The organism is Loigolactobacillus coryniformis subsp. coryniformis KCTC 3167 = DSM 20001 (genome assembly GCF_002706425.1).
GTDB lineage: Bacteria > Bacillota > Bacilli > Lactobacillales > Lactobacillaceae > Loigolactobacillus > Loigolactobacillus coryniformis.
Window position 1 is genome coordinate 295,926 of the sequence record NZ_CP017713.1, and the last position, 22,413, is coordinate 318,338.

Below are 22,413 nucleotides of genomic sequence, written 5' to 3' on the forward strand. Positions count from 1 at the left end.
CTTATTTTAGGAGGGTTAACGTGGGAAAGAAAATAGTTATCGTTGGCGGTGTAGCTGGGGGTGCCTCAGTAGCAGCACGAGTACGTCGCTTAGATGGAGCGGCAGAAATCACAATGTTTGAAAAAGGACCCAATGTCTCATTCTCAAATTGTGCGTTACCGTATTATCTTAGCGGAACTGTTGAAAATGCCGATGATATCGTATTAATGACACCAGAAAAATTTAAACAACGGTACAATATTAATGCACGAACAGAAACTGAAGTTACCGATGTGGATGCAGAACGACAAATGGTTACGTACATTGATCAACGTACAGGTGAGCAAGCACAACAAAGTTATGACGAACTTTTTCTTGCTCCAGGTGCGACGCCAATATTGCCAAAAGCAATTAAAGGAATTACAAGTCCAAATGTCTTTACTGTCCGTAATGTTCCTGATATTGAAAAACTACAGAATTATTTGATCAGTAATGATATCCAAAAAGTGACAGTGATCGGTGGCGGCTTTATTGGCTTAGAAATTGCAGAAAATTTAATTAAGGCTGGTCGCAAAGTGGCTTTGATCGAAGCCACATCGCATGTTATGCAACCACTAGATGAAGACATGGCACAGATCCTGCACAAAGAATTGATCGATAATGGTGTTAATTTAATTGTATCTGATGCTGTTGCTGAAATCAGCAAGGATGAAGTTACTTTAAAATCAGGTAAAAAGATTGCAACTGAAGCCGTTATTGCTGCTATTGGTGTACAACCAGAAGTTACCTTGGCCCAAAAAATAGGGGTTCGTTTAGGTGAAACTGGTGCGATTGCAGTTAATCATCATTACCAAACTAATTTGCCACATATCTACGCTGTTGGTGATGCAATTGAAGTCACTAATATGATAACTCGGAAAAAGCAACGACTAGATCTAGCTTTTCCTGCGCAAATGGAAGCGCGGCATGCAGCTGATCATATTTATGGTCGGACAACCCAACAGCGAGGCGTTTTGGGGTCACAAGTGATCCGACTATTCCATTTGAATGCTGCTTCAACTGGCCTAACTGAAAAACAGTGTGATGAGCAAGGTATTAACTATAGTGCGGTTACGGTTATTCCCAAAGATAAAGTTGGCTTAATGCCCAATGCACATTCATTATTCTTAAAATTGATTTTTGGGTGCCCAACAGGAGAAATTCTCGGTGCGCAAGCAATTGGAATGAGTGAAGTTGATAAGCAAATTAACGTTATTGCAACTGCAATAACGTTACATGCCCATGTTGAAGATCTACAAGATTTAGAGCTTTGTTATCAACCGCTTTTTAGTACAACCAAAAATGCGGTGAATTTTGCTGGTTTAGTAGCCACTAATATTTTGAATGATGAATACAAGCAGGTGCCAGTGAGCGCTGTGAGACAGTTAGTTAAGGATAAGGCGTTTATTATTGATGCTCGTGAACGGGACGAATATACGCAAGGTCACGTTGAAGTGGCCGTTAATATTCCACTTAGCGAATTCAGAGATCGCTTGAGTGAAATCCCTAATGACCAGCCAGTTTATGTACACTATCTAACTAGTCTTCGTAGTTACAATATGGTTAGAGCATTGGTTAATTTAGGTTACACAAATGTACACAATATTGTTGGATCCTTCCTTGGTATATCAGAGTATAATTATTACCACGATTTAGTTGATGATCGTGAACCGATCGTGGATCATTATAAATTCGATTTAGAATAAGGCTGAATCGAATTTATAGTAGCCGTAAAATATCATTAAGGGATGTGTTATTCTCTACGTACAATACCCCTTAGGGTTGACACTTTAAATAATAAAAGTGTGAATCCTAGGGGGTGTTTTGCATTGTAAGTTATTCAACTATTGAAAAGCTTAAATTACTTCATGATTATCAGAAATCGGATTATGGTTTAACGGTGTACTCCGATTACCATGGTGTCCGACCAGCAAACATGAGTAAGTGGATTAAGCAATTCCTACTCGCTGGATTGGCGGGATTAATTAGACCTAAGCATAATCAGAAGTACTCATTAGAGACTAAGTTAACTGCTGTAAAAGCTTATCTTTCTGGCAAGTATACTAATCAAGCAATTCTCCAGCAGTATCAAATTAGAAATATTTCTCAACTACATCAATGGGTTATCAGTTACAATAATGACAAACTCCGAGTTAATCAGACAACGAGAAAGCGAGTCAGAAAAATGGGACGAAAAGTAACCTTTGATGAAAAGAGGCAGATTGTCCGATGGACAATTGAACATAACAATAACTATAAAGCGGCTGCAGAGAAGTATGATATTAGTTACCAACGAGTTTATTCTTGGGTACGGAAGTACCGAGTAAATAGCGACTGGGAAGTACTAAAAGATAACCGTGGGCGTAATAAAGGAAAAGAGCCCACTAATGAACTAGAAAGACTAAGGAAACGAGTTCGTGAGCTAGAAGCTCGTGACCGTGAACGGGAGCTGCAAATCGCTTTTGCAAAAAAATTAGTCGAAATACGCAATCGGGAGGTGAAACGACCGGACGATATCAAGCGATTCAAGAAATGAACAATGAAGGTTATTCTATTAGTGAATTGACCAAGGTCGCTGGAATTACTAGACAAGCTTACTACAAATGGCTGAAACATGAACCGACTAAATATGAGATTGAAGAATCGGAGATTCTCCAATTGATTAAACAGTTAGAAAATGAACACAAGCAAAGCGTTGGCTATGACAAAATGACTAGGTTAATCAAGTTAAGTCATCAGATTCCTTATACCGTCAATAAGAAACGAGTCATTCGCATTATGAAAGACCATAGTATCAAAGCTGACTATCGTCAGCCAACCCATAAACGTATTCAAGCCCAGCAAACTTATGAAGCTGAAAATATTCTTAACCGACAATTTGACCAAACCGCAGCTAACCAAGTTTGGGTTACGGATACGACGGAACTAAATTACGGAATCCGGCTTAATAAAGTTCGTCTACATGTAGTATTAGATTTATATGGTCAATATCCAGTAAGCTGGTTAATTACACCTACAGAAACCGCTGAAGGAGTAGTTCAAGTGTTCGAGCAAGCACGGATGAAGGAAGGAGCACTAGCTCCGTTAATTCATACTGATCGTGGTGCGGCGTATACTTCCAAAGCATTTAATCAGTATTTAGTAGTTAATGATGCCCAACACAGTTATTCAGCACCAGGGACACCGGCTGACAATGCCGTAATAGAACATTGGTGGGCAGATTTTAAGGCTATTTGGATCGCACACCTGCCTAAAGCACAAACATTATTAGAACTAGAAGGACAAGTTAGAGAAGGAATTACCTATTTCACTGAAAAATTTATCTCAGCGAAGAGAAATGACCTTACCGCAGCGGAATACCGTTTTGGCAAAGCCAACTAATTTTTATTATTTAATGTGTAAACTTGACAGGGCACAGTACCCTATCCAATCCAAAGCAATTATGATTTGAAATCTTAGAATAGTTGTGTAGGCTTGGCATCGTCTTCAAAATAGCAAAAAAATATATGGCATAAATTCTCAAAAGTAAATGGCCTACCTTAAAACATTCATGTTTTAAGGTAGGCCATTTTTGTAATAAAAGGTGTCGCTTAGAACCCGAATTATTCATACGAGGTTTAATATCGGCATACCGCACAATTTTGGACCAATTCTCGTGCTGCTATGGTGTAGTCAAACCAAGATGTACTGTTTTTGCTAAAGGCTACCAAATTATGGGGCTGGATAAATTTTTGATCCTCAATTTTGAGCATACTTGCCCCTTGGCCGAACCGACTTTTTTTGATTTATTGCACCAGTTTAGCCCCACTGTAGCGCTTGGATTCGAGCTAACAGTTGATAAAACAAATCCTGATAGACGTGGTGGCGGCTTAATTTTAGATAAAGTTGCCGGCCGCTGGTCACCAGCTTACCCGCTACTTTAAACAGCCATAAGCGCAAGGTGGTAACCTGTAATCGCTGATGTTGTACAGGCAACAATTGGCGCATCAAGCTGACTAAATTATAAGCGAGGACACTGAGCATCATGCGGGCATAATTTGGTATAAATTGCGAGCTAGTCATTTTATCCAGGTAAAAGCCAGCCTTGGCTTCCTTGATATAATTTTCCATTTGGCCCCGTTGATGATAGGCGTGAAACGCATCTTCGGCGACAAAACTCGTTAAATTGGACACAAGGTATTCATGTTGAAATAACAATTCACCAGCTGGTCGAGTTGATTTAATATAGATCTGGCGCGGCTTAGGCCATGATTGGGCTTGATAAGACGCGCGATAATAATGGACCTCGGTCTCAGTCCAATTCTGCTCATCACTGATCTGAACAAAACGTTCAGCCAGTTGGTTCAGCCGCCGATTGGCTTTCAGGCGGATCAAGTAAAAAGTGTCGTTGGCTTCACAAGTTTCGTATAATTCTGGAGTCGCAAAGCCACTATCCCCGCGGACCAAGATATCAGCGTTCGGTTTGACTTGATGATAGTGCTGTAGTAGTGGTGTGATAAAGGGGGCAATATCCGTACTGGTATAAACATTACCTGGGCGCAATCGAGCCTTTAAACAGTGGCCCGTTTGTCCGTCAAAAGCGACCAGCGGATGGTAACCCGTGGTACCGTAATGCGCGTTAAAGGCGGCTTTTTCCTGATGACCATGAGTATCGGCATGGGTCGAGTCAATATCGAGAATTAGCTGTTGTTGCTTGGCGCCAGTCCACGCTTGGTCAAGCAATGCTTGATTCAACGTTTGTAATGAGATGATGGTCTGCTCGTCACAGCGTTGCCAAAAACGGGATAACGACGGTTGTGAGGCCAATTGCGGTTGTGCCAATAGTAATTTAAATGTGGGGTCATCGCGCAAACTAGTGGCAGCTAGATCGGCCGGGTAGCCGGCGATCAACTGCAGCACGACCTGCTCTAGTAGACTAACGTTGCTGTAACGAGCGTAATGGCGCTGGTCATCAAAATGGACTAATTGATACGCTAAGGTCGTGAAATTGAGTTGCGCCATTAATTCTTTGACCAACACTAGCCCAGCATCAGTGGAAAGTTCACCACCAGTGTGCGAAATATGTAATTTAGGATTGAAATTAACTCGTTTTTCCGGTAAAGTTGCCATGAAAAGGACCTCTTTCTTTTGGTGGATAGCTGACTTGTGGTGAATCAACTATACCAAATCGGAGGTTCTTTTTCTGCACTAAAAAGGTGAAAAATAAAAAACACAGTACCGCCCATGATACCGGGGTGACACTGTGCTTGGAGAACTTATGGTGAATAATTCAGGTAGAATATAATAAAGCTCTGGTTATTTAGATTGATCCAATCGTCAAGAGACGTTACATCAATTAAGGACACAAGATTTATTCTAATCTAGGCAAGCGATTAACGCTAAATTCCAAATCTTTTTCTAAGTGCTTGTGGATTAATTTTTCAGCTAAGCAACCATCATTTGATTGGATCGCTAATAAAATTTCTTGATGTTCTTCAACTAATTGAGGCCGTTTGTGCAAAGTTACTGTAGTACGTAATAGGTGAATGATTGATTGCATTCGATTGATAATTTTAACGATTTCGGGATTATGAGTCTCTTCAACAATTAATTGGTGAAATAAATAATTTGCTTGCAATTTTTCCTCATTATTACCATGGAAACCAGTATCAACACATTTAGAAAGTTTCTGCAAAGTATCGTCAGAAATGAACTCAGAACAATATCTGGCCGCGTAACCTTCTAAAATAGACCGAACTTGAAAAATATGTCGGATATCCGTTTCGGTTGGTACATAGATATGTTTATTTTTAATGAGTCCCTCGTCTTCTAATTTTGCAATTGCTGATCTAACGGGAGTACGACTAATTTTTAGATCGTCAGCTAGCTTGGTTTCAGTTAATTTAACACTAGCGTCTATTTTCCCAGATAATATTTGATCGCGTAAAAGTTCGTAGGCGTGAATGTAAATATGGGTTTCTTTTTTTTTCATAAGGCTGCTCCTTTTGCTAGTTTTTTACATTATACGCGTAAAGCTCACATTTTAACATAGTATACAAAAAATAAAAAAATGTATACATTTTAAAAAAGGTGGGTTATACTGAGCCTGTTAATAAGAAAGCGCTTTATATATAATCTAAAAGGAGTGATTTAGATGCAAAAAATTGGTTTTATTGGTTTAGGTATTATGGGTAGACCAATGGCGAGAAATTTAATTGAAGCTGGTTTCTCTGTTTCTGTATTTGATATCAATACTACTGCAGTCGATAGCTTGGTTGCAGATGGGGCAACAGCCAGTACGGCTGCAGAAATGGCAAAATCAGTTGACTTTATTATCACTATGTTACCTGCCGCTAAGCATGTCCGATCTGTACTTGAAGGTACTGATGGTGTTTTTGCCAATGCTCATTCTGGATTAGTCGTTATTGATATGAGCTCAATAGGTCCAACAGATGCCCAAGCCTTCGCTGAAGAAGCTAAAAAATATCAAATCGCAACTTTAGATGCTCCAGTCAGCGGTGGTGAACCGGGGGCTATTGCGGGGACACTATCAATTATGGTTGGTGGTGAACAAGAGACTTTTAAGCAAAGTTTGCCAGTATTCCAGGGTGTTGGTAAAGATGTCGTACTCGTTGGTGGACATGGTAGCGGGGTTACTGCTAAATTGGCTAATCAAGTTATTGTCAATTTAAATATTGCGGCAATGTCTGAGGCTTTGGTGTTGGCGGCCAAGGCAGGAATTGATATTGAAAAAATGTATCATGCTATTCGCGGTGGTTTAGCAGGTAGCTCTGTACTAGATGCTAAAGTTCCACTGATTTTAGATCGTAACTTTAAACCTGGCGGGACAATTGCCATTAACATGAAAGATCTAACTAATGTGATGCAAACTGCACATGATTTGGATGTTCCGTTACCATTATCTAGTCAGCTATTAGAGATTTTTCACGCTTTGAAGGCTGACGGTAAGGTAATGAACGATCATGGTGGTATTGTTCAATATTATGAAAAAATAGCCAATGTTGAAGTGAACAGAGGTGACGATAATGAGTAATATTCCGGTGCAAGAAGCTTTTACGAAAATTCCTACAGCACCTAGCCAGCAACAAGTCAACGAATTATTAAACTCAGAATTGAAACAGCTGAATAAAAAAATTGTGGTACTCGATGATGATCCAACAGGTGTTCAAACAGTGCACGATATCTCTGTCTATACCAATTGGGAAAAATCTAGCATTGAGCAAGGATTTGCCGAAAAAAATTCAATGTTTTTTATTCTAACTAATTCGCGTAGTCTCACAGCTGCGGAAACCGAACAAGTTCATCGCGAAATCGCGACAAGAGTTAGTGAAGTTGCTCAAGCCACTAAACAAGAATTTCTTTTTATTAGTCGAAGTGATTCTACTTTGCGGGGACATTATCCGTTGGAAACCGAAATACTAAGAAAAGTGGTAACAGACGAAACAGGTAGCATCTTTGATGGTGAGGTTATTTTACCCTTTTTTAAGGAAGGTGGCCGCTTTACAATTGATGATACTCATTTTGTTCAGATAGATGATCAATTAGTACCAGCTGGGGAAACCGAATTTGCTAAAGACAAGACCTTTGGTTACCATGCGTCTAACTTAAAACAGTGGATAGAGGAAAAAACTGATGGACAATATCGGGCAGCTAATGTAACTTCAATTTCACTGACTGATCTACGCAACTTAAATCTCGATAAGATCACTGATCAACTGATACAAGTTACGGATTTCAATAAAGTTATTGTCAATGCCGTTGATTATATTGATGTACAGGTATTTGTAATCGCTTTAATACGGGCGCTTCGTCAAGGTAAATTATTTATGTTTCGTAGTGCTGCAGCATTAACTAAAGTATTAGGCGGCGTTAGCGATCAACCACTGTTAACAAAAGCAGACCTGATCGATTCAACGACAACTGCTGGCGGTCTGGTAGTGATTGGTTCTCATGTTCAAAAAACAACGGATCAATTGAAAGCGTTACAACAATTAAATAATGTTTTATTTATTGAATTTGATGTCAAAACGGTTTTGGCTGAGAGTACATTAGTGCAGGAAGAACAACGCGTGGCAAAGGCGGTTAATGCAGCCTTGAAGCAAGGTCGAACGGTGACGGTTTATACTTCACGCCAACGCTTAGATCTAGGTGACGATAAGGAAGCTGCATTGAAACTATCGGTAAATGTTTCTAAGGCATTGACAAACTTAGTTAAACAATTACCATTACGGCCTAAATTCATTATTGCTAAGGGCGGTATTACTTCAAGCGATATTGGGACGGTTGGCTTAGCTGTAGATCACGCTTTAGTGGCCGGACAAGTTAAACCTGGTATTCCAGTTTGGTATACCGGTGATGATTCTAAATTCCCACAGTTACCATATATTATATTTCCGGGTAATGTTGGCGAAAAGAACACCTTACGTGAGATAGTCGCCTTGTTAGACTAATAAAAAGGTTAGCAAAGGAGTATATTTATGCCATTTATTTCAGTTATCCTCGGGGTACTATTACTGTTAGTTTTGATGATGGTATTAAAGATGAATGCGTTTATTGCCTTGGTTCTGTCGTCTTTAGCGGTCGGTTTACTTGAAGGAATGTCGCCGAATGATGTGATGACCTCAATTCAAAATGGATTAGGATCATCGGCAGGTAGTCTGATGCTAGTCATTATTTTTGGAGCAGCAGTCGGTAAGTTATTAACTGATACAGGCGGTGCGCAACGTATTGCTTTAACTATGGTGCATGTGTTTGGTAAAAAACATGTTCAAGCCGCTGCTGTGATCACAGCAATTGTCGTTGGTATTGCTATGTTTTTTGAGACTGGCGTTGTTGTATTGATTCCATTAGTCTTTTCAATTGCGATGGTAGCAGAAGTTCCAATTTTATATATAGGATTACCTGTAATTGCTGCATTAATTACAATGCATGGTTTTGTGCCACCTCATCCTGGACCAACAGCGGTTGCCGGAATCCTTCATGCTAGTGTAGGTAAAACTTTAATGTTAGGATTACCAATTGCTATTCCGGCGATTATAATTGCTGGACCACTATATACTAGGTTATTTAAAAAAAGTTTCTTAGAAGTCGAAATTCCTAAGGGATTATATACAGAGAAAAAGTTTACTGAAGCAGAAATGCCTAGTTTCTTTTTAAGTATTCTCAGTGCAACGTTGCCTATTATATTTATTTTTATCAAAACAATTGTTGAGATAGTTTGGCCTAATTCTAGTTTGCGGAGTTATACCGATTTTATTGGTAATGCAGGGACTGCGCTATTGATCACTTTTATCGTTTCATTGTTTACATTAGGGTTGAGCCGCGGTCATAAAATTAAAGAGTTAATGGATTCTTTTGCTAACTCCGTTTCTGGAATTGCCATGATTTTATTGATTATCGCGGGTGGGGGTGCATTTAAACAGGTGTTGATCGATAGTAAAATCGATCAATATATAGCACATCTGATGGAGGGATCAGCTATTTCACCATTAATTCTGACTTGGCTGATTGCTGCCGTATTGCGGGTATCATTAGGCTCAGCTACTGTTGCTGGAATGACTGCGGCAGGAATTGTGGCCCCTGTTGCTATAGCAACAGGGGTTAGTCCTGAATTAATGACGTTGGCAGCTGGTGCAGGCAGTATTGGTTTCTCACATGTCAACGATGCCGGTTTTTGGATCATCAAGGAATATTTTAATATGTCGCTTATCAAGACATTTAAAACTTGGACGGCATTAACCTCGATTATTTCTATCATTGGTCTTTTAGGGATATTATTGTTTACGCAAATTGCAATAGTAAGTTAGCCAGTGCCGATAAAGCACACAGACGAAAGGGCTCATGGGAGTTCCAGGTGGATCAGGATTAGGCGGCGCGGCCTTTACGCGCACGTGCTAATTCCTTTCGAAATACTTCAGCTGGTGTACAGAACTTAAGTAAGCGGCGCGGGAGATGGTTGAGCCGAGATTCAGCTTGACGGACCAGACTGGGTGTAGCTAGATCGAGTGATTGCCCCTTAGGAAAGTAACGTCTGAGTATACGATTGTGGACCTCATTAGTGGCGCGTTCGGCCGAGCTATAAGGGTGGGCATAATAAGTCTCGGCAATACCCTCAAGCGCAGCCGTTAGCGTGGTGAACTCTGTTCCGTTATCCGCCGTAACTGTCCGCATAACGTCACCGAATTCAGCCGTAATATTTTGCATGGCATAAGCCACAGATTCAGCGTCTTTACCCTCGATCAAGCGGACAATCTCATAGCGCGTTTTACGTTCGGTAAACGTTAATAGGACACTCTCGCTACCAGCACGTTTGCCAATGACAGTATCGATCTCAAAATGACCAAACTCGTGGCGCGTTTCTACTCGCTTTGGCCGTTCTTCAATACTACGACCGAGTAGGCGCTGATGTTGGTGCGAGTGGTGCTGGGTCGTCCGGCGTTTTGTTTTTTCCAGCAGATCAAGGTTACGGATCTCCAATAGTTGCGCATCGATATAGTTGTACAAAGTCTTCGTACAGACCATTTTGGCCGGCTTAAATAACCGGTGCTTACGGGCATAACCAACAGCAGCGTCCGGCGACCAGCCCTCATGGCAGAACTTATCATCAAAGTAGGCTAAGAAGGCCGTCACTTGGCTAAGTTTTAATGGACGTCCACAGTTTTGCCGCTTTATTTCATAGCGATTCTGAGCGGCTTCAGGGCTGTAAATTTCAAAGTAGTGTTTCTGATTATTAACGCGTTTAACTTGCGTGACTCGACCACGCTTGAGCTCATTATTGACGGTCTGGTGGCAGACGCCTAATCGAATCGCTATTTGCCGTGCTGAGCATCCTTCAATGTGCCAAGCGGCGATTTGACCGCGTTCGATTTCCGATAAATGGTGACCTTTTGGGCGTGGTGTGATAGACTGTTCTTGCATCAAGACGAAAACTTCTTTCATTGTTTGTTGTAGGAACTTCAATGATACCTGAATTTTTCGTCTTGGTGTCTTTTTTTTACCATTTTGGCTGGGTGGCTAACTTAATTATAAAACGCGCGATATTATTGTTTAGCTTCTTTATTTAAATTAAATCATACTTGAAGCGTGGTTATTGCCGAACTCGCTAACTAAGTTGGAGAAATATCACTCAATGAAGGTATCTAATTAAACGTTGCCGTAAAAATATAGAGTGTATTTTATAATCGCTGTCTAAATCATATGTAGTGCAACAAAAAAGGTCTGAGATTTTTCTCAGGCCTTTTTTGCGGCTGTAATTCTAAAGGAGGAATCATGTAACAGAAACTACTTTAATTATTTCAGTGGTTGCCATTTCCAATCTTCAACTTCAGGTAAATCTTGACCTTCAGCACGAATATAAGCATTATGCTTAGCTAACATATTGTCCATTTCTTGAATCAAATGAGCACCTTTGTTTTCGTAGCCTGGGGTAACTTGCATTACTGCCTTAGTTAAGTGGAAACGATCGAGGCAGTTACGAACACGCATATCGAATGAGGTCGTAATGTCGCCTTCTTCACGATAACCATGAACATGAACATTATGGTTATGGCGATCAAAGAAGAGGGTCTTAACTAAGTCATCATAGCCGTGGTAAGCGAAAATAACTGGCTTGTCAGTGGTGAAGTAAGTGTCGAATTCACGATCAGATAAACCGCGTGGGTCATCTTTCTTCAGACGTAATAAGTCAACCACGTTAACGAAGCGAATCTTCAATTCGGGCACATTCTTGTGCAGAATTGAAATGGCAGCTAAACTTTCATAAGTTGGTTCAGATCCAGCGGCTGCAAAGACAACGTCGGGTTCTTCACCATTATCAGTACTTGCCCAGTCAATGATGCCTAAGCCATTATCGACTAATTCCTTAGCTTCATCAGCTTGGAACCATTGTGGCCGTGATTGTTTACTAGCAACGACTAAGTTGATAACTTGTTTAGTCTTCAAAGACTTGTCGAAAGCAGCAACCAAGGTGTTAGCATCAGCAGGTAAGTATTCACGAATATATTCGGTTTTCTTCTCTGCCAAATGAGTGATGACACCAGGATCTTGATGTGAGTAACCATTATGATCTTGCTGGAACGCAGTTGAAGTGGCAATGATGTTTAGTGAAGGCACATCATCACGCCAAGGTGTTTCTTCGTGTGAGTTGCGTAACCACTTGAAGTGCTGAGTCAACATTGAATCGACAACACGCAAGAATGATTCATAACTGGAGAAGAAACCATGGCGACCAGTTAAGTTATAAGTTTCCAACATACCTTCATCTAAATGTTCAGATAACATCGAGTCGATCATGCGACCTTCGGGAGCGAGAAGCGCATCATTATTTTCCTTGATAGGTTCCATCCATTGACGGTTTGTCTTTTCAAAAATTGGTGCTAAACGGTTAGACAAGGTTTCATCTGGACCGAAGCCACGGAAATTTTTGTTCTTGTCGTTTAAGACGAAGACGTCACGAATGTAGTTACCTAAAACGGTCATATCTGAAGCTTCGTTAGCACCGCGTTCGGTATTATCCAAAGCATAGTCAGCAACGTTAGGTAAGATCAAGTCCTTAGTTAAGCGGCCACCGTTTGTGACTGGGTTAGCAGCCATCCGGTGAGTACCTTTAGGCGTTAAAGCAGCAATTTCTGCTTTAAGTTTGCCATTTTTATCAAATAATTCGTCAGGACGGTATGATTTCAACCAAGTGACTAATTCGTCAATGTCTTCAGTATGGTTACGATCAACTGCGATCGGAATCTGATGAGCACGGAATGAGCCTTCGATCGGTGCGTTAGCTGGGCCTTTAGGACCTTTCCAGCCTTTAGGAGCGCGGAAAACAATCATTGGCCATACAGGACGTGATTCATCATTAGCTTCTTTAGCGTGTTCCCGAATAGCATGGATCTCTTCAATAACTTGATCCAAAGTCTCTGCCATCTTAGGGTGCATGATTTTAGGATCAGTACCTTCAACGAAGTAAGGTTTCCAGCCAAGCCCCTTGAAATAGCTAGTTAACTCTTCTTTAGAAAGGCGAGACAAAATAGTTGGATTAGAAATCTTAAAACCGTTTAAGTTCAAGATTGGTAAAACAGTACCATCAGTTACTGGGTTCAAGAATTTGTTAACATGCCAAGAAGTTGCCAACGGGCCAGTTTCAGATTCGCCATCACCGACAACAGTAGCGGCAATCAAACCAGGATTGTCCAAGACAGCACCGGCACCATGAAGAATCGAATAACCTAATTCGCCACCTTCATGAATTGAACCAGGTGTTTTAGGATCAGCATGAGATGCCACACCACCTGGGAACGAGAACTGTTTGAACAACTTCTTCATACCAGCTTCATCTTCTGTAATTGATGGGTAAGTTTCAGTGTAGCTACCATCAAGATATGAATTAGAAACCATGACTTGGCCACCATGACCTGGACCTTCAATGTAGAACATGTTCAAGTTGTATTTATTAATAACTCGGTTTAAGTGGGCGTAAATAAAGTTCTGCCCAGAAATAGTACCCCAGTGACCGATTGGATGGACTTTTAAATCGGCTGCGGTCAATTCTTTTCTTAATCCCAAATTGCAAGAACAAATTAGCCACACGATAAATCCTATTAAATCAGTATTTTCATTAATATTCATATTTTATGGATTTAACTTAACCGGCGGAAGCAGCAGAGAAAAGCTCTTTGGGTGTTTGATAGCCAGTTTGCCGGCGCGGTAAATTGTTTAGCTTTGACTCAACTGCTTGGATATCATGAGGACCCAAAATATCCATGGATAGACCCTTGGGTACATCGCGGCGGATCATTCGATTATGCGCTTCGTTAGTCCCACGCTCAGAGGAACGATATGGATGGGCATAATAAAGGTCAGCGACACCGGTAAGTACAGCGCCAACTTCCGAGAACTCAGCGCCATTATCGGCAGTAACTGACTTCATGATTGATCCGTATTCTTGACAGATCTTGGCCAGCTCATAGTTGACTGAATCGGCATCACGACCATCGATCAAACGTAGAATTTGGCAGCGGGATTGACGCTCGATCAGCGTTAAGATCACACTCTCTTGACCGTTGCGCTTGCCCACCACGGTGTCCAATTCGAAATGGCCGAACTCTTGGCGCTGGTCGATACTTTTAGGCCGTTCATCAATACTCCGTCCGGCCAGACGCTTGTGCTTGATCGAGTGATGATGTTTGGCACGGTGGCGAGTTTTTTCGAGTAGATCAAGATTGCGGACTTCAAGTAACTGGGCATCAATATAGTGGTATAGCGTCTTGGTCGAGACCATCTCCTCAGGTTGATATAAGCCTTCAAGTTTGGCCCGTCCTACTACTGCATCAGGCGACCAACCATCTTGACGCAAATGAGTCGTAAAATAGTCGATAAAATCAGCGACACCGACGAGTTTCAAGGTCGATGACAGTGGGCTCGATTAGCTTCGTACTTAGCTTGTGCTGTTTCTGGTGAGTATACAGCGTAATATTGGCGTTGACCATTCACTTTTTTTACTTGGTCGATCTCGCCGCGGCACAATTCATTATTGATTGTTTGATGACAAACATTAAGCGCTCTGGCAATTGCACGATTGGAATAGCCTTGGCTGTGCAGCGTAGCAATTCTGCCTCGTTCAAACGAAGTTAGGTGCTGACCTTTTTTTCTGACTGTGGTATTCTGTTCTTGCATCAAGACAATAACCTCTTTCATTGTTTGTGTAGGAACATCAATGATAACAGAGATTTGTCTTGGTGTTTTTTATTTTATCAATTAGCTAAAAGTATTTGGCTAACTTGATTATAAAACGCGCGAATGATAATTCTCTGAAAATTACGGTATTTTTTTCATACTTCATTCAAATTTAGGGACTACAATGGAAAATAACTAAAAAACTAATTTAACCTATCTTTTTAAATAGATTGTCTGTTGTGCATAAGGGAGGAGTTATTTTAATGAGCGGGAAACGCCGGATTGCATGGATCGATATTGCCAAAGCAATCGGAATTATTGCTGTAGTTGTTGGACATGCATATCCCGAACACGATACTTTTTATAACGTTTTATATTGGTGGCACATGCCACTGTTTTTCATGATCGGTGGTTTTTTTCTCCGACCATTGCAAGTGGGACAGTTCAAAACCTTTGCTCAGCATAAATTAGTTCCGCTGCTACGTGAGTATTTTGGTTTTGGCTTGTTTCTGACTTTAGTCAGTGCTTGGGTCACACCAGAAAAGCGGCAGGGTCTGGCACAAGGTCTAAGTGATTTGCTATATGGTGGTACGCATCTAAATGGCGTGCTAAGCGCTTTTTGGTACATGACGGTTTACCTGCTGGCGGTCACGTTGTTGACTGTGATCATCTCCTTTGTACCGCAAAATTGGTTGCGTTGGCTGATCATTACAGTTGCTTTTTTAGTGGGCACGGCGTACTCTAATGCCGGTGATTTATTCGGCTTTGCTTTGCCTGGGGATGCGGATGTCACACTGTGTGCGCTATTTTATATGTACGCTGGTCGCGAGTTGTTCCGCTATCAGCGGCAGCGACTGCGTTCCAATTGGTGGCTGAGTGTGATTGTTGCGTTAAGTAGCGCTGGGATTATGGCCCAACAACTCGGTGTGATCGATCTACACTTGTACATGAAATCCCATGAGATCACGAGTCAATCATTGGCGCTGATCTTACCGTTAATTTTGTGCAGTGCCATTTTTATGTTAGCTTATTGGCTGCAATTTACACCTTTTGTTAATGGGCTGACTTTTGTCGGTAAACATACGATGATCATCATGTATCTGCATAAATTAGTTTTCGCTATTTTTGAACGCTTGGCCGGCGGGTCATGGTTGCTTTTAGCAATAGCGGGGCTTATGATACCAATAATGGTGATGGTATCATTTGAGCGGTTAAAAGAGAGTCGACAGCGCTTGTTCTGGTTAACACCGCGCTTGCAATAACCTATCGCTCAAGCCAAATGCAACAACTGCGAAATATTTATGAACAGGTGTGATCAAGCGATGAAGAAGTGGCGGTTATGGGTGATCGGTTTATTTGGCACGTTTTGTTTAGCCGCGCTACTATTAACGTGGTATCAGCGACAGCAACAAAACATGCGCTATTTGAGTGCGCATACGCCAACCCTTTTTGTGCATGGGTGGCGGGGAACTGCCCATTCAACGGATCAAATGATCAGTGCTGCAGAAGAAGCGGGTGCGGCTAAGAAAGTTTTAACAGTGACAGTTACGCCGCAGGGTAAGCTGATCTATAGTGGTTATTGGCGCAAAAATCAGCGTAATCCAATCATTCAGGTGATCTTCAGCAATAATCGCGCTGGCGAAGTACAGTATACGCGTTGGTTGATCAAATTAATGCGCGATTTAAAGCAACGTTACCAAGTCGCACAAGTGAATCTGGTGGGACACTCGATGGGCGCTTACGCTGTGGTCGCCTATGCATTGAAGGTGGGTAATCAGGCTGCTTATCCGCGCTTGCATAAATTAGTTGCGATCGCAGGCCCATTTGATGGGATTGCTGGTCAAAAGTCAGCCACACATCCCGCTGATGGCACGACTTGGACTGACCGTTTCCATGAAAACCACTTGATGGCAAACGGGGAACCGTTGATCGTGCATTCTGAATATTTGCGATTAGAACACTTACGGCAAAATTTTCCGCGGCAAGCCAAGGTTCTGAATATTTATGGTGACCTCAAGGATGGTACTGATTCAGATAAGGTGGTTACTTTAGTATCAGCCACCTCGCTCCGTTATTTAGTTGCCAAGCGCGCCGCCAGCTATCAAACGCAGAAAGTCACTGGGCCTAACGCTGAGCACAGTCGGTTACATCAAAATAATCCTGTCGTTGACGGTGCTTTGATCGCGTTTCTGTGGGGAAAATGAGGGCAATTTTGCAAGCAAGCGCCGAATATGCTAAGATAGCTCTTGTTTTTACTATTCACGAAAACGACCTGTTAAAAAAGCAAAGGTGGCTTAATTGATGAAGACAAAATGGAAGATTGCATTTGCGGCCTGCGTTTGTTTAGTCGTCTTGCTCGGAATTTTGGCAACCTTGCAGTTGCCCTGGGCGTTGACGCTAGTAAGCGTGGTTGCAACTTTACTGCTAGTCAGTATTGTTGTCGCGATCATCTCTTACGTTTTCGGCGTAATCGAGTCGAGTATTCGACGAAACTAGAATGACGATAAAATAAAAGCAAGTAGCTGACGTACATAACGCCGCTGCTTGCTTTTTTGCTACAATCGATTTATTTTTCTAACGCTGTATGGTTATCCAGCTTAGTTTTAACCACTAAAACATCAGGTAACGCATGCCGGTTAACGTATTCGGTTACTGAACCGACTAACACACGCTCCACCGCGTTTAAACCAGTGGCACCAATCATGATTAGATCATTATGGTGTTCTGCTGGAAAATCTTGTGCAATAACAGTTTTGGGACTACCAAAACGTACATGGATCGCGATATCATCAAAGTTATCTGTTTCCTTAACTTTTTTAACGGTGTCTTCCAAATATTGTTGTGCATCTTCAGACATCTTATAAATTACATCGCCATCGATCAAGCCAGAATAATTATAGCTGTACTGCTTGGTATCGAGAATATTTAATAAGTCAATGTGAGCTTGATTCCGCTTGGCAACAGAAACTGCTTTCTCTAAAGCTAATTCCGCTTCGTCGGAGCCATCCATGGGCACTAAAATGTTGCGATATTCTTGTAACATAATACTTCCCCCGCTTTCGTAATGTGGTAACAATTCTATTATAGTCTAATTAGGGTCAACTTTTCAGCAAAAAAGTATAAAAAATGCCCACTAGCAAGTAGCAGGCACATCATCTTAAGAAGTGAGGATAAGCAGTCCTCGCTTCAAATTTACCATTAAATTCAGCACAGGTAAATCTTTTTTGCTAAAATTTCAGCCCGCAGCGCAAGATGAAACTCGGTCGGAAGCATGATGTTGGCAAGTGCAACCGGCTTTATAATAAACTTATCAAGTAAAGTTAGACGGCAAGCATGTGCTAGTTTTTTGCATTTGCATCTTGCTTGTCAAGCAGAGGAGGCTAATTATGGAAAGATTACACAAATCAGCGACTAACCGGATGGTTGCTGGCGTACTTGGCGGCTTTGCTGAGCGCTATGGGATCGATGCTACCGTATTAAGAATTATTTTCGCAGTTCTGGCCGTTGTGACTGTAGGTTTCCCAATGGTCGTTCTCTACGCAATTGCAGCTTTGATCATGCCCGATTAGTTATTGATCATTTTCACCACCGCGCAAGGTTGCGCGGTTTTTTGTATTACTTGATACTTATCAAGTTGTTTTCCCACCAGATTCGATATATTAGGAAAAAGAGAGCGAGGCTAGACTTATGATCAATATGTATTTTCACACTAGTGATCCAGCAAAAAATAAAATGGTTCGTTGGTTTAAACGCCAGCATTTGAGTTTGCAGATCCGTAATATTTTGCAAAAACCGTTGAGTAAAGCGGAGATCACAAAACTTTTTTTAATGTCTGATAACGGTACTGATGATTTATTGGCGCAGCGTGCTAAGGCAACCCAGGCATTAGCGTTAGGTGATGATTTAACTTTTAACGAAATGGTCGAGGTTGTCCAGGCACATCCACAGATTTTAAAAAATCCGATCGTGTTTGATGAACATAGTTTGATCACTGGCTTTAACTTGGAAAAAGTCGGCGTCTTCATTCCACAAAAGGAGCGCAAACGGGAGCGGTTATCTTTGTTTGGCCAACTTTATATGGCTGATTTGATCTAGTTTTTTATCGTTGGGAGTTAGGGTGTAAGCTAAAATGAAATCGTTTTTTTATTGTAGCCGGACACTAAGTGCAAAGTGTCCGGCTACAAAACGCTAGTTTATTTGTAAAATGTTCTCTAGAGAAGTTTATGGATATTAAAAGTAGAGATTTGATTTTTAGATGAGTTTTAGGTGGGAAGGAATTTAAGTTATGAAAATGGTCAAAAATGAGTGGCGGTTTATCCGGCACAACCGATTAATTCTGCTATCAGTGATCGTAATGACACTGATTCCGTTTCTTTACAGTGTCTTCTTCTTGAAGTCAGTTTGGGATCCTTATGGCGAAACAAAGAGTTTGCCAGTGGCGGTGGTCAATCAAGATCAGCCAGTCAAATACAATGGGGAAACCTTGAACGTCGGTAAACAAACGGTGCAAAAACTGAAAAATAATAACCAATTGGGCTGGCGCTTTGTTTCCGCTAAGCAAGCCGCTCAAGGGTTAAAAGATAAAAAATACTATACGGTCATCACGCTGCCGAAGAATTTTTCGGCCAACGCAACGACCGCTTTGAATAAGAACCCTAAGAAAATGCAACTAACCTATAAAACCAATGATTCGCTGAACTATATTGGTGAAGTCATTAGTTCAGTCGGTGCTTCTTCCTTGGATAAAGAGATCCGCGCGGCAGTGACCAATGCTTATGCCAGTGCGATGTTCGATCAATTACATGTGGTTGGTAAAGGGATGAACACCGCTGCCAAAGGCGCCACTCAACTGGATAATGGTTTAGTCACATTGAATGATGGCCTAGGCCAGTACACTGTGGCCGTTTCACAAGTTAACGATGGTGTACAGACTTTGAACGTTAGTGTGAAACCATTAGCGACTGGTGTGCAGCAATTGGCGACTGGCGGTAATCAATTAGCAACTGGGGTCAGCGCCTACACTGCCGGCGTTGGCCAATTAGCTAACGGGATTGGTACACTACAAAGTAGTGTTGGTCCGTTGGCTAGTGGTGTGCAGCAGTTGGCAACGGGTGGCAATAAACTAAATGCTGGCGTTGGTACGTACACTGCTGGTGTTAGTCAATTGGCTGGTGGCATTGGCACGTTGCAAAGCAGTGTTGGTCCGTTGGCTAGTGGTGTGCAACAGTTGGCTGATGGCGGTAATCAATTAACTGCCAAATCAAGTCAATTGAATAGTGGGGCACAACAAGTTTCTGGTGGACTTAGTACGTTACAAAGTAATGTGGGCCCATTAGCGACTGGGGTCGAAGGTTTAACGAAAGGTGCACAAAAACTAAGTGATAATTCCACTAGTTTATCCACTGGTAGTCAGCAAGTTGCTGATGGTCTAAGTCAATTAAATGAAAAAACACCAGAGTTAACAGCTAAGGTTGACACACTAGACTCGGGTCTACAGGATTTATCGAGTGGTAGTCAAGAGTTAGTTAAAGGTATTCAAGCTATTAATTCTGGGATTGCTAAGAAAGATGATCAGTTGACTCAACTGCAAAGTGGTCTTGATAAGACCAATGCTGGAATCCAGGCTTTATACGCAGGTGTTAATGATTCTGCAACAACAGAAACCTTAAATAATTTGAGCGGACAGTTAACTAAGATCAGTGCAGCAATTGCAACAACTAAAACGGGTTTGGCAACAATTGAGACTAACACATCGACTACTGCTAATGCATTACAGGAGATTGACACACAGGCAATTCAATCTAGTGATTTAACGGCTAGTCAAAAACAATCAATTTTAGGTGCGGTTGGCACTATTGCAAAGGCACAATCAAGTAATCAAACACAATTACAAGCTTTACAAACTGCCTTGACGCCACTTTCGCAAATTAATACCAATGATTTAACTACTTTAATGCAGCGTGTTGCTACCCTTAAATCAGGGATTAATCAACTTTATACAGTCTATACTACTGGTAGTGGGGCAACCCCAAGTCTTTATAGTGGGGCATCGAGCACAATTACATCACTGAAGAGTATTGAAACTGCGACTTCCAGTGAAAGCGAGTTGTACGGTGGTACTAAAAAATTAAGCACGGGTTTGGCAACGGCATCTGCTGGTGTAACTAGTTTGAATACGACTGTGTTACCGTCACTTACGACTGCTATTAGCCGACTCTCTACTGGTGCCGGTGAAGTTAATAATGGTATTACGACTTATACAAATGGTGTCAGCACGCTTAATGGTGGATTAACTAAATTAAATAATTCTGTTCCAACCTTGACTAACGGTGTTAGCCAATTGGCCACAGGCTCTAATCAATTAGCATCTGGGGTCAGCCAATATACAAATGGTACCAATAAGGTTGCGTCTGGCTTAAACACCATGAATGGCCAAGTACCAACATTAGTTTCCGGTGTCGGTCAGCTTTATACTGGTTCGCAAACATTGAATGCTAATTCAGGTACACTGAAATCTGGTACTAGTCAGTTAGCTTCCGGTTTAAACACTATGAACAGCCAAGTGCCAACGCTGGTTTCCGGTGTCGGTCAACTTTACACTGGGTCGCAAACATTAAATGCTAACTCAAGTACATTGAATTCTGGTACTAATCAATTAGCTGCTGGCTTGAATACGATGAACGCACAGGTACCAACTTTAACCGCTGGTGTAGCTAAGTTAGCTGATGGTACTAGTCAGTTGAACAGCAAATCGGCTGAATTAACCGCTGGTGGCGATAAATTAAACGCAGGTTCTAATACCTTAGCAGTTGCTTTAACTGCCGGTGGTAAGAAAGTCAACGGTATTCAAACGACTGCTAAGACAGCCGATATGTTTGCTAGTCCGACTAAGTTAAGTCATAAGACGTATAGTTATGTACCTAACTATGGTCATGCCTTGGCGCCTTATGTTCTGTCACTGGCCTTATATGTTGGTGCGATCGTCTTTAACTTTGCTTATCCGATCCGGAAAATCTCAACCAAAGGCCAATCAGCAACTGCTTGGTTCTTCAGTAAGGTTTCTGTTGGTGGCGTTGTTGCTATCATGATGGCCGTCATAGAAGCTAGCTTGATGTTAGCCTTTGGTCTACAAGTCGATCATATTGGGGCCTTTTATCTGATCGCAATCATCTTTGCTTTAGCATCGATGTTCCTTGTCATGTTGCTATCAATGGCCTTCGATAATCCAGGTCGCTTCGTGGCGATGGTCTTGTTGATGCTACAATTAGGTGGTTCTGGTGGGACGTTCCCAATGGAAATCACTAACTCGTTCTATAATGCGATTCATCCGTATATTCCGATGACGTACTCGATCCTTGGCTTCCGTCAAGCTATCACGTCTGGCTTAGGTAGTGGCCAGATATGGAGTTCGACTGGCGTCTTAGTGGGTATTCTAGTGGTCAGTCTCTTGTTATTATGGTGGATCATGCAGATCTTACAACGAATTCATTTAAGTGGTGTGTCCCAATTAGATGAAAATCAAAAATTACAAAAACTTGAACAATAAATTTACAGCTTAGCCGTTAAATCGGCTAAGCTTTTTTTTGACAAATTTACTTGTTGAAATGTTAAATTTGAAAAAATTTTTGACTGTATTTTTCCAAGTATAGCAAGCTTTTTTGGCGCTCGGCTTTGTGAAAAATAAAATTTAATTTGACTTTTTTAAATCACTGCAATAAACTTTGAACA

The 22,413-nt window shown here is 41.4% G+C and carries 17 protein-coding genes and 1 pseudogene; 12 read left to right on the plus strand and 6 right to left on the minus strand.

Annotated features, from left to right (window positions below):
* The first annotated feature begins 20 nt into the window (after positions 1-20).
* The 3 genes from LC20001_RS01445 to LC20001_RS01455 all read left to right on the plus strand — a co-directional run bounded on the left by LC20001_RS01445 (position 21) and on the right by LC20001_RS01455 (position 3,399).
* On the plus strand, positions 21-1,724 hold the full coding sequence (locus tag LC20001_RS01445) for an FAD-dependent oxidoreductase (protein WP_010011390.1): 1,704 nt from the start codon (positions 21-23) through the stop codon (positions 1,722-1,724).
* A gap of 230 nt (positions 1,725-1,954) precedes the next feature.
* A complete protein-coding gene (locus LC20001_RS01450; RefSeq protein WP_010011392.1) occupies positions 1,955-2,554 on the plus strand; it encodes a helix-turn-helix domain-containing protein in 600 nt (199 codons plus the stop codon).
* Complete coding sequence (locus LC20001_RS01455; RefSeq protein WP_125552322.1) at positions 2,491-3,399, plus strand: IS3 family transposase; 909 nt, start codon at positions 2,491-2,493, stop codon at positions 3,397-3,399. The genes LC20001_RS01450 and LC20001_RS01455 overlap by 64 nt, the downstream gene beginning before the upstream one ends.
* 417 nt (positions 3,400-3,816) lie before the next feature.
* Here LC20001_RS01455 and LC20001_RS01460 read toward each other — a convergent pair whose 3' ends face one another.
* On the minus strand, positions 3,817-5,127 hold the full coding sequence (locus LC20001_RS01460; protein ID WP_099267094.1) for an IS1380 family transposase: 1,311 nt from the start codon (positions 5,125-5,127) through the stop codon (positions 3,817-3,819).
* Positions 5,128-5,368: 241 nt separating this feature from the next.
* The gene (locus tag LC20001_RS01465; RefSeq protein ID WP_010011393.1) at positions 5,369-5,989 is read right to left on the minus strand and encodes a GntR family transcriptional regulator; all 621 of its coding nucleotides are present in this window, start codon (positions 5,987-5,989) and stop codon (positions 5,369-5,371) included.
* Positions 5,990-6,151: 162 nt separating this feature from the next.
* Between LC20001_RS01465 and garR the strand changes: the two genes are divergently transcribed.
* From garR to LC20001_RS01480, 3 genes are read left to right on the plus strand one after another with little or no spacing between them, the layout of a single operon-like run.
* On the plus strand, positions 6,152-7,051 hold the full coding sequence (garR, locus tag LC20001_RS01470) for a 2-hydroxy-3-oxopropionate reductase (RefSeq protein ID WP_056943344.1): 900 nt from the start codon (positions 6,152-6,154) through the stop codon (positions 7,049-7,051).
* The gene (locus LC20001_RS01475) at positions 7,044-8,468 is read left to right on the plus strand and encodes a four-carbon acid sugar kinase family protein (RefSeq protein ID WP_010011395.1); all 1,425 of its coding nucleotides are present in this window, start codon (positions 7,044-7,046) and stop codon (positions 8,466-8,468) included. Before garR ends, LC20001_RS01475 begins: the two co-directional genes overlap by 8 nt.
* Before the next feature lie 27 nt (positions 8,469-8,495).
* Positions 8,496-9,824, plus strand: coding sequence for a gluconate:H+ symporter (locus tag LC20001_RS01480; RefSeq protein WP_010011396.1), 1,329 nt, complete (start codon positions 8,496-8,498; stop codon positions 9,822-9,824).
* Positions 9,825-9,882: 58 nt separating this feature from the next.
* On the opposite strand, the gene LC20001_RS01485 is transcribed toward LC20001_RS01480, so the two are convergent.
* The 3 genes and pseudogenes from LC20001_RS01485 to LC20001_RS01495 all read right to left on the minus strand — a co-directional run bounded on the left by LC20001_RS01485 (position 9,883) and on the right by LC20001_RS01495 (position 14,685).
* Positions 9,883-10,956: an IS30 family transposase gene (locus tag LC20001_RS01485; protein WP_003679977.1), complete on the minus strand. Its 1,074-nt coding sequence runs from the start codon at positions 10,954-10,956 to the stop codon at positions 9,883-9,885.
* Positions 10,957-11,307: 351 nt separating this feature from the next.
* Positions 11,308-13,638 carry a phosphoketolase family protein gene (locus LC20001_RS01490; RefSeq protein WP_082602283.1) on the minus strand — a complete coding sequence of 777 codons (2,331 nt, stop codon included), beginning with the start codon at positions 13,636-13,638 and terminating at the stop codon, positions 11,308-11,310.
* A 16-nt stretch (positions 13,639-13,654) separates the two neighbouring features.
* Positions 13,655-14,685 (minus strand): annotated as a pseudogene (locus LC20001_RS01495) (IS30 family transposase).
* A gap of 263 nt (positions 14,686-14,948) precedes the next feature.
* Between LC20001_RS01495 and LC20001_RS01500 the strand changes: the two are divergent.
* The 3 genes from LC20001_RS01500 (at position 14,949) to LC20001_RS01510 (ending at position 17,181) form a co-directional block, all read left to right on the plus strand.
* On the plus strand, positions 14,949-15,947 hold the full coding sequence (locus tag LC20001_RS01500; RefSeq protein WP_010011398.1) for an acyltransferase family protein: 999 nt from the start codon (positions 14,949-14,951) through the stop codon (positions 15,945-15,947).
* 60 nt (positions 15,948-16,007) lie between these two features.
* On the plus strand, positions 16,008-16,889 hold the full coding sequence (locus LC20001_RS01505) for an alpha/beta hydrolase (protein WP_010011399.1): 882 nt from the start codon (positions 16,008-16,010) through the stop codon (positions 16,887-16,889).
* A gap of 97 nt (positions 16,890-16,986) precedes the next feature.
* Positions 16,987-17,181 carry a hypothetical protein gene (locus tag LC20001_RS01510; RefSeq protein WP_010011400.1) on the plus strand — a complete coding sequence of 65 codons (195 nt, stop codon included), beginning with the start codon at positions 16,987-16,989 and terminating at the stop codon, positions 17,179-17,181.
* Positions 17,182-17,251: 70 nt separating this feature from the next.
* Here the strand turns inward: LC20001_RS01510 and LC20001_RS01515 are convergent, their stop codons facing one another.
* Positions 17,252-17,728, minus strand: coding sequence for a universal stress protein (locus LC20001_RS01515; protein WP_003676809.1), 477 nt, complete (start codon positions 17,726-17,728; stop codon positions 17,252-17,254).
* Between the two features lie 343 nt (positions 17,729-18,071).
* Between LC20001_RS01515 and LC20001_RS01520 the strand changes: the two genes are divergently transcribed.
* The 3 genes from LC20001_RS01520 to LC20001_RS01530 all read left to right on the plus strand — a co-directional run bounded on the left by LC20001_RS01520 (position 18,072) and on the right by LC20001_RS01530 (position 22,231).
* On the plus strand, positions 18,072-18,254 hold the full coding sequence (locus LC20001_RS01520) for a PspC domain-containing protein (RefSeq protein ID WP_010011402.1): 183 nt from the start codon (positions 18,072-18,074) through the stop codon (positions 18,252-18,254).
* Positions 18,255-18,372: 118 nt separating this feature from the next.
* A complete protein-coding gene (locus tag LC20001_RS01525; protein ID WP_010011404.1) occupies positions 18,373-18,780 on the plus strand; it encodes an ArsC/Spx/MgsR family protein in 408 nt (135 codons plus the stop codon).
* Between the two features lie 190 nt (positions 18,781-18,970).
* The gene (locus tag LC20001_RS01530) at positions 18,971-22,231 is read left to right on the plus strand and encodes a YhgE/Pip domain-containing protein (protein ID WP_010011405.1); all 3,261 of its coding nucleotides are present in this window, start codon (positions 18,971-18,973) and stop codon (positions 22,229-22,231) included.
* The last annotated feature ends 182 nt before the right edge of the window (positions 22,232-22,413 follow it).

What these genes read in the sequence shown, in the direction of transcription:
- LC20001_RS01450 (WP_010011392.1), top strand. Translation starts at nt 1,955, where the DNA reads ATGAGTAAGTGGATTAAGCAATTCCTACTCGCTGGATTGGCGGGATTA.
- LC20001_RS01460 (WP_099267094.1), bottom strand. Translation starts at nt 5,127, where the DNA reads ATGGCAACTTTACCGGAAAAACGAGTTAATTTCAATCCTAAATTACAT.
- LC20001_RS01465 (WP_010011393.1), bottom strand. Translation starts at nt 5,989, where the DNA reads ATGAAAAAAAAAGAAACCCATATTTACATTCACGCCTACGAACTTTTA.
- garR (WP_056943344.1), top strand. Translation starts at nt 6,152, where the DNA reads ATGCAAAAAATTGGTTTTATTGGTTTAGGTATTATGGGTAGACCAATG.
- LC20001_RS01475 (WP_010011395.1), top strand. Translation starts at nt 7,044, where the DNA reads ATGAGTAATATTCCGGTGCAAGAAGCTTTTACGAAAATTCCTACAGCA.
- LC20001_RS01480 (WP_010011396.1), top strand. Translation starts at nt 8,496, where the DNA reads ATGCCATTTATTTCAGTTATCCTCGGGGTACTATTACTGTTAGTTTTG.
- LC20001_RS01485 (WP_003679977.1), bottom strand. Translation starts at nt 10,956, where the DNA reads ATGAAAGAAGTTTTCGTCTTGATGCAAGAACAGTCTATCACACCACGC.
- LC20001_RS01490 (WP_082602283.1), bottom strand. Translation starts at nt 13,638, where the DNA reads ATGAATATTAATGAAAATACTGATTTAATAGGATTTATCGTGTGGCTA.
- LC20001_RS01500 (WP_010011398.1), top strand. Translation starts at nt 14,949, where the DNA reads ATGAGCGGGAAACGCCGGATTGCATGGATCGATATTGCCAAAGCAATC.
- LC20001_RS01505 (WP_010011399.1), top strand. Translation starts at nt 16,008, where the DNA reads ATGAAGAAGTGGCGGTTATGGGTGATCGGTTTATTTGGCACGTTTTGT.
- LC20001_RS01510 (WP_010011400.1), top strand. Translation starts at nt 16,987, where the DNA reads ATGAAGACAAAATGGAAGATTGCATTTGCGGCCTGCGTTTGTTTAGTC.
- LC20001_RS01515 (WP_003676809.1), bottom strand. Translation starts at nt 17,728, where the DNA reads ATGTTACAAGAATATCGCAACATTTTAGTGCCCATGGATGGCTCCGAC.
- LC20001_RS01520 (WP_010011402.1), top strand. Translation starts at nt 18,072, where the DNA reads ATGGAAAGATTACACAAATCAGCGACTAACCGGATGGTTGCTGGCGTA.
- LC20001_RS01525 (WP_010011404.1), top strand. Translation starts at nt 18,373, where the DNA reads ATGATCAATATGTATTTTCACACTAGTGATCCAGCAAAAAATAAAATG.
- LC20001_RS01530 (WP_010011405.1), top strand. Translation starts at nt 18,971, where the DNA reads ATGAAAATGGTCAAAAATGAGTGGCGGTTTATCCGGCACAACCGATTA.